Genomic DNA, 7,567 nt, shown 5'->3' on the forward strand with positions numbered 1-7,567 from the left:
GGGGTAGCCGTAGCATTTGCCGAAAATCGGGCGGATATGGCGTAGTGCCCGGTCGGTGATCCGCTCGGCCTGTTGGGTCGAAACGATCGTCTGTCTCGCCACCGGCTCCTGGCGGGCGCGGCGTATCCGCCCAGCTCGCCGACGATCCGATTCGGGCCAGAACTCGTGTGGGACGTAAGGGCCCGCAACCCAAGGTTGTCAGGAAGTGCAAAGTAGCGGGATCCTGACGACAGGCTGGTGAATTCTCAGGCTCGTGGTGCAGCACTGCTGACGATGCGGTGGATGGTGGAGCGGCCGACGCTGTATTCCTCGGCCAGGTCCGCCAGGCTCGCGTCGTCGGCGGGGTCGTGGTAGCGGCGGTGGATTGTTTTCCGTGCCGTGAGAGGAAGTTTCGGCTGCTTGCCCTTGAGCCTGCCTTTCGCGCGGGCCTTGGCCATGCCCTCGCGGGTGCGTAGGTGGTTGAGGTTGGCCTCGAATTCGGCGACCATGGCCAAGGTTTGCAGGAAGAGCTTGCCGAACGGGTCGTTCCAGTCGTAGATCGAGCTCCCGAGTCCGAACAGCACCTCGCGCTCGCGCAGTTCGGTCAGGGTCTGGCCTGCTTCGGCCATGTTGCGTGCGAATCGGTCGAACTTCGGCGTGGTCAGCACTACCTGTCGCCCGTCGATGGCCGCCGCGGCGGAGGTGACGGCGGCGAGTGCGTTGTCGAGCCCGGCCCGGTTCTTGCGGGTGGTCCCGGAGAACCCTTTGTCGATGAAGATCCGCTCACGCGGCACTCCGAGCGCCAATAGCTGCTCGGTTTGGATCTCGACGTCTTGTTCGTCGGTGGAGCAGCGGCAGTATCCGACGCGGAACGGCTCACCCATGCCGAAAGTGTTCCAGATAGCGGGGGTTGACCGGCACAGTCAGCGGAACACCTCTACGGAACACCGGTGAGCTGGGCCGACGTTGGCTCTGCGTGGTGTTCCGGTGGCCGATCCGGTTACGGAACAGGTCAGGGGGTGTTATCGGTGTGTGGGGGTGTGTTGTGGGTGAGGAAGTGGTTGACGTCGACGGTGAGGAACAGGGCGGTGGCGGTGGTGATCACGTGGGCGTGGTCGTTTTCGATGGTGGCTTGCAGGTGGAGTTTGCGGCCGTCGCGGGCGTGGATGTGGGCGCGGAGGGTGTAAGGGGTGTCGAGCAGGATCGGGGCGAGGTAGTCGATGGCAAGGTGGCGGGTGACCGCGGGTTCCCCGACGGTGTAGAGCAAGAGTCCGAACAGTTCGTCGAGGACGGTGGCGACCGCGCCGCCGTGGGCGATCGCGGGGGCGCCGACGTGGCGAGAGTCGAAGCGGTGGTGGGCGTGGACGCCGTGTGCGTCGCGGCGGGCGCGTAGCTGGTGGCCGTGGGGGTTGGCCGGTCCGCAGCCGAGGCAGTGGTCGTGGTGGGGTGGCAGGTCGGCGGAGTCGGGTGCGAGCACAGGGAAGGCGGGAATCCAGTCCGGGACCTGTCGGGGCTCGGGTGTATGGGTGCTGGGTGTGTTCTCGGTCATGGGCGCTTTCTGTGGGGTGTGTCTACCGTGCGGTGGTGAAGAGGATGTCGCAGTGGGCTTTGCGGGCGAGCTCGATCGGTGGGGTAGTCAGCAGCCGGGCCAGCAGCGGTGGCCGGTGGGGATCGGCGGTGACAATGAGGTCGGCGCCGGTGGCGGCGGCCAGGTGCAGCAGCGCGTGCGGGGCGGGTTCGGACAGGATGTGGGTTTCGATGTCGGTGGCGCCGTGGGCGAGGGCGTGCTGGTGGGCGGTCCGCAGGATGGCCTCGGTGGGAGTGGTGCCGCGTAGCTGGTAGGCGTCGGGTCCGAGCCGGTCGAGGTCCGCCCCGAGCTCACGTGCGTCGATGTGGTGGCGGGCGCAGATGATCAGGAGCCGGGCGTGGGTGGCGTGGGCGAGTTCGGCGGCGTGGTCGACCACACGGTAGGAGCGGTCGGATCCGTCGGTGTCGACGATGATCGTGCGATAGGCCGTCATGACGGGCGTCTTTCACGAGAAGGGAGCGTGTTTTGCGGGGGAAATGGTCGAGATGTATCGGCGGCGTGGTGCGCGGCCGGGGGCCAGTACTGCCAGCACGATCGCCCCGACGGTGGTGAGGGCGGCCAGGGCGAGCGCGGCCTGGCCGCTGCCGTGCACGAACGCGGCCTTGGCGAACTCGGCCAGCGGTGCGGCCACCGGTCCGGCCTGGTCGGCGACCTGCAGCGCCGCGGCCAGGGAATCGGCGACCGGGCCGCGGGCGGGCTCGGGCAACTGGGGCAGGGCGGGCTGGATGCGGTGGGTGTAGCCGGCGGCCAGCACGCTGCCGGCCACGGCGATCCCGATCGCGGCGCCGATCTCGCGGGCGGCGTCGTTGACCGCGGCGGCGACCCCGTGTTTGGCCTCGGGGGTGTCGGCGACGATGGCATAGGTCGCCGGCGCGGTGCACAATCCCAGGCCCGCGCTCATGATCAGCAGCGGCCACAGCAGGTCGAGGTAGTGCGCGGCGAGTGTCAGCCGGCTCACCAGCACCAGCCCGGCGGCGATGGTGAGCAGGCCGGCCACGGTCATCACCCGTAACCCGACCAGGCTCGACAGCCACGGCGCGATCACCGAGATCACGACCAGCGGCACCACCATCGGCGCCAACGCCAGCGCCGAGGCCAGCGGCCCGTAACCGAAGACCAGCTGCAGGTACTGCACAAGCAGCAGGAATACCCCGAAGGTGACCAGGAACTGGATGGTCACCGACAGCGACCCGGCACCGAAACCACGGCGGGCGAACAACCGCACATCCAGCAGCGGCGCCGCCGAGCGCAGCTCGACGACCACGAAGGCCGCCGTCGCGGCCACGCCGACCCCGGCGGCGGCGGCGACGAGCGGGTCGGCCCAGCCGCGCGCGGGGAACTCGATCACGGCGAACACGATCGCCGCGACAGCGACCGCCACCGCCACCGCGCCCACCCAGTCCACCTGCGGATGCTCGCGCTGGCGGGACTCGGCGATGGTGCACGCCAACCCCGCCAGCACCGCCCCGGCCACGGTCAACCCTACGAACACCGATAGCCACGACCATCGTTCGAGCAGCACCCCGGCACCGAGAATCCCCAGTATCGCCCCGGATCCGGCGACCCCGGCCCATATCCCCACCGCCCGGCCGCGATGAGCGGGGGCGAACCCTGCAGTGAGGATCGACAGCGTCGAGGGCATCACCAGCGCGGCGCCTGCCCCGGCCAGCGCGCGCGTCGCGATCAACCAGGCCGGGTCGGACAGCAGCAGCGGCAGCGCCGAGGCGGCGGCGAACACCACCAACCCCACCACCAGCACCACGCGGCGCCCGTAACGGTCACCGACGGCGCCGGCGGGCAGCACCAGACACGCCAGCACCAGCGTGTAGCCGTCGACGATCCAGGTCAGCTGGGCTTGGGTGGCCCCGGTCGCAAGCGCGATCTGCGGCAACGCCGAATACAACGCCGCCATCGCCGCGACCACCAGCGCCACCGCCAGGCACGACACCGCCAGCATCCACCACTGGGCCCTGGTCCAGCGGGCGATCTCGACAGTGTCCGTTCCGGGTGTGGCCACCGGCACCTCCCCGACTTTGAAGACCAACGGTATCTGTACGAGACCATTCGTATCATAGTGGTTGGGGGGTGGGATAGAGTTCACCCATATCAAGAGTTCAACGACACGAATTCGGAGGAAGGCGCGTCCATGACCGACTCAGGCCCGGCGGCGACCGACCCGCTCGCCGCGGACGACGAGCAGGCCGATCCGCGACTGGCGCGCTCACGCAACCGGTTGCTCGACGCGGCCACCCATCTGCTGTCCACCGGCGGTGTCGAGGCGGTCACCGTCGAGGCGGTCACCCGCGTGTCGAAGGTCGCCCGCGCCACCCTCTACCGGCACTTCGGCAGCACCACCCAGCTGCTCGCGGCGACTTTCGAACGACTACTTCCCCAGGTCGACACACCGACCGGCACCGGGCCCGTGCGTGAGCGGCTCCTGGCGCTGCTCGCCAGCCAGGCCGACCTCATCGAACAGGCTCCGGTGCAGATGACCACCCTGGCCTGGCTGGCGATGGGTTCCATCGGCGAGGACCACCCCGACCCGGCCGCGGTCACCTCGCTGCGCGCGCGCGTCATCGAGCAGTACCGCCACCCGTTCGACCAGATCCTCACCAGTCCCGAGGCCCGCGCGATGCTCGGCGAGCTCGACACCACCTTCGCCATCATCGAACTCCTCGGCCCGATCGTGTTCGCCCGTCTCACCGGATTACGCAGCATCGACCACGACGACTGCACCCGGCTCGTCGACAACTTCCTCACCGCCCACCGAACACCCACGCCAGCAGACACCGCTATCGACATCGCCACGCCGTAACCACGGGCCCCGGTTCCGCGCGGTCAGAACAAGGTGTCGCGCACCCGCAGCGGCCGGTACCCGGTCGGGCCCAGCTGGGCCAGCTCGGCGTCGATGTCGACCTCGATCGCGCCGAAGAAGTTGATGTTGGCACTGTGGGCCGGGCTGATGTGGGCCAGGACCTCGTCATCGATACGCTGCCCGGTCCGGCGCATCTGCTCGACAGCGAACCCGTAATACTCTGTGGTCCAGGCGATCACAGCGTTGGTCGTCAAGGTCAGGCACCAGGCCTGCTCGGTCTGGTCCTCGAGGTGGCGCGCCCGGATCATCCCCTCATGGGCATAGAGCAGGTCGCGGCGCAGCGCGTGCAGCGACTCGCCCTTGTTGAGCTGCCGCGAGATCTTGCGCCGGTAGTCCGGATCGGAGAGGTATCTCGCGGCGTAAATGGTGCGCCGCAGCGCCCCGTACTCCTTGAGCGCCGCGGCCAGGGTGTTCTGCCGCCCCGACGCCGACAGCTTGCCGACCAACAGCGACGCGGTGGCGTGCCCGAACTTCAGCGATCCGGCCAACCGCAGCAGATCGTCCCAGTGCTCGGCGATCAAACCCAGGTTGGCCTTGCGGGTCATCAGCGGGCCCGCGTGCGGGAACCGGGCCTCGGCCTCGGCGCGCGGGCCCGGCCGGTACAGGGTGATCCGCCCCAGATCCCGGATCCGTGGCGAGAGCTGCATCCCGAGCAGGTCGAACAACCCGAAGTTGACCAGGGTGACCCCGTGGGTGTCGGTGGCGTGCTCGGTGATCGGCAGATCGGTGGCGTTGCCCAGGATCTCATCGAGCACGTAGTGGGCTTCGCGTTTGGTCGCCACGATGACCTTGGTGCCGTAGGTGGCGTGGGTGTCGCTGACATGGGTGTAGGTCGACAGGCCCTCGCTGGCGAAATAGCGGCTCAACGGCCGCGCCGTGGTCGACTTACCGCGCGTCGGGAAACGCTGCCCGTCGCTCGACGACAGTGTTCCGGCGCCGAACACCGCGGTCAGCGGCAGCCGCTGGTGGTAGCCGACCAGTACCAGGTTGGCCGCGCGCAGGGTCTCCTCGCGCACATACCACTCGTCGGTCCAGGCCAGGATGTCGTAGGTGATTCCGCACGCCTCGGCCATCCGGGTCAACCCCAGGTTCGTCGAGTGCGCCAGCAGTACCGCGATCAGGTTGCGTTTGAGCTCCGGCGTCCGGGTGGCCTGACCGCCGGCGTGGGTGAAGCAGTCCAGGTAGCCGGTGCGTTTGTCCAGCTCGATCAGCAGCGACACGATCGGCGCGAACGGCAGCATTTCGGTCAGCTCGGCCTTGAGCGTGATCGCCTCGGCGGGAACATCTTCCGCGCTCAGCGGCGAGATCACCAGATCCCCGCCCTCGTCCAGCCGGACCGGGCCGTCCCCGCCGGCCAGCACCTCCTCCAGCTCACCGAGAGCGTCGTGCAGTTCGGCGACCACGGTGGCCAGCGCGACGCCAGGATCGGCGGATCGCCCGACCAGGCCGCAGAACTCAACGCGTTGCGGTTCCCACTGCCCGGTGGTGAGCAGGTAGGCGGCCGGGTCGGCGTAACGGCGCGAGCCCGGCACGAACACATCCCCGCTGCGCAACCCGTCACGCAATCCGAGCAGCACACACAACTCCCAGTAGTGCCGATACGCGGTCGCGCTGCCGGATTTGCGGGCCTCGTCGAGGTAGCCGCGCCACTTCATCGGCACGAACCCGGTCGGGGCGTCATCGAAGACCTTGCGCCGCCCGGTCGCGTTCAACTCGCGCAGCATGTTCACCGCGATCAGCAACTCGGTCGCGGCGGTACCGCCGCAGAAGCGCACCGCTTCGAGCACCGCGGGGGTGAACTGACGCAGGTAGGTGTAGGAGGAATCCAACGCCGCCAGATGCCCGTGATCACGCGGCAACCTGGGCTTGGCCTGGGCGATCGCCGCGCGCAGGCGCTCCCACCCGATCTTCTCGCCGCGGATCAGCGCACCGATCTCCTCATCCGGAACGCCGGGGTCGGTGACGATTTCCAACAGATCGTCCAGCAGCGCCTGACGGTCCTCTCCAGTCTTCCCTCGTTCGGCCAGCCGCTGCTGCATCTTCCGTTCGGCAGCACCGAATTTCACCGAGATCGCCTGATCGAACAACGCCACGACCTCATCGAGGACATCGGTGCCGGACTGGGCCAGCACCGTGAGCAGGATCGGATACCGGCGTTGCGGATCCCGACGTTGCAGCGCTTGCGGACTCAGGCGCCGGCCCATCGTGGCCAAAAACCGGCGCCGCTCGGCGGGCAGCACCGACATATCCAGCCGATCAGCGCCCAACCCGCGCAGGAAACCCAGCTTGTCGACCTCGGCGCGGACCGCGGCCGCCGAGGCCTCCACCGGCCCGGTCGACAGCCACCGCAACCGCGAGATCCCCAGCGAAGCGTCGGTGACAAGCAAGCCGTCCAACTCCGCGCACCGCGCCGCAGTGAACTCGTGAGCGAGCCGGTCATAGGTTTCGGTCTGGGCCTGGTGGCGGGCGTGGGCGACCCGCTCGACCACGGTGACCGGGCCTGGCCGGATCACCTTCGCCGAGATCAGATACTCACACGCCAGCCGGAACAGCAGAGTCGGGGAATCGTGCTCCATCGCCCGCGCGAGCAGGAACTCATCGAGCTCCTTGAACTCGAGCGCACCGACCGCACGCCATCCCAGGTACCGCGCGGCCAGGCGCACATGCTCGGTGCGGGTCTTGGCTCGCCTGCCGTAGGCACCGATCACCACCGGATCCAACCGCAACTGCTCGGCGACACGAGCCACCGCCACCGGCGGAGCCGTGACCAGCCGATCCGGCACGAATCCCAGCCACGGCAGCGTACACAACGCGATCGCCAAGCCCAGCCGCTCGGCTGGGCCCCGGCCCCGGCCCGGATCCACGAACGCCAGATCCGCAGGCGTCAGCGTGAAGTACCGGAACAGCTCCTCGCGGCTGATCTCCGGGAATCCCCGCAGTCGTTCCAACTCCTCGTCCGCGAACATCCGCGTCGCCACGACCCCAGCCTCCACCAGCACCGACCAACATCATCATCGGCAGTCAAGCACCAACCAGTCGACAGTGCATGCCGAACTCGAAACCCCGTGCCCACCAGTCGGATACGCCAAATCCGCCCGATTTCCGGCGGATGCTACGGCTACCCC

General features: G+C 68.6%; 6 protein-coding genes. 1 reads left to right on the top strand and 5 read right to left on the bottom strand.

The window, feature by feature from the left end:
• Positions 1 to 245 precede the first annotated feature (245 nt).
• The 4 genes from RZ1_RS28865 to RZ1_RS28880 all read right to left on the bottom strand — a co-directional run bounded on the left by RZ1_RS28865 (position 246) and on the right by RZ1_RS28880 (position 3,584).
• Positions 246 to 863: a recombinase family protein gene (locus tag RZ1_RS28865; RefSeq protein WP_006553200.1), complete on the bottom strand. Its 618-nt coding sequence runs from the start codon at positions 861 to 863 to the stop codon at positions 246 to 248.
• Positions 864 to 991: 128 nt separating this feature from the next.
• Complete coding sequence (locus RZ1_RS28870) at positions 992 to 1,528, bottom strand: PaaI family thioesterase (RefSeq protein WP_006553199.1); 537 nt, start codon at positions 1,526 to 1,528, stop codon at positions 992 to 994.
• 22 nt (positions 1,529 to 1,550) lie between these two features.
• Positions 1,551 to 2,000 (bottom strand): universal stress protein, encoded by a 450-nt coding sequence (locus RZ1_RS28875; protein WP_006553198.1) that lies wholly within the window; start codon positions 1,998 to 2,000, stop codon positions 1,551 to 1,553.
• Positions 2,001 to 2,012: 12 nt separating this feature from the next.
• Positions 2,013 to 3,584, bottom strand: coding sequence for an MFS transporter (locus tag RZ1_RS28880; RefSeq protein ID WP_039583601.1), 1,572 nt, complete (start codon positions 3,582 to 3,584; stop codon positions 2,013 to 2,015).
• A gap of 129 nt (positions 3,585 to 3,713) precedes the next feature.
• Between RZ1_RS28880 and RZ1_RS28885 the strand changes: the two genes are divergently transcribed.
• Entirely contained in the window at positions 3,714 to 4,382 is a 669-nt protein-coding gene (locus tag RZ1_RS28885) for a TetR/AcrR family transcriptional regulator (protein WP_039583585.1), read from the top strand.
• A 23-nt stretch (positions 4,383 to 4,405) separates the two neighbouring features.
• Here RZ1_RS28885 and RZ1_RS28890 read toward each other — a convergent pair whose 3' ends face one another.
• Positions 4,406 to 7,420 (bottom strand): Tn3 family transposase, encoded by a 3,015-nt coding sequence (locus RZ1_RS28890; protein WP_072816316.1) that lies wholly within the window; start codon positions 7,418 to 7,420, stop codon positions 4,406 to 4,408.
• Positions 7,421 to 7,567: the final 147 nt, after the last annotated feature.

Source organism: Rhodococcus zopfii NBRC 100606 = JCM 9919, from assembly GCF_001895025.1.
Taxonomy (GTDB): domain Bacteria; phylum Actinomycetota; class Actinomycetes; order Mycobacteriales; family Mycobacteriaceae; genus Rhodococcus; species Rhodococcus zopfii.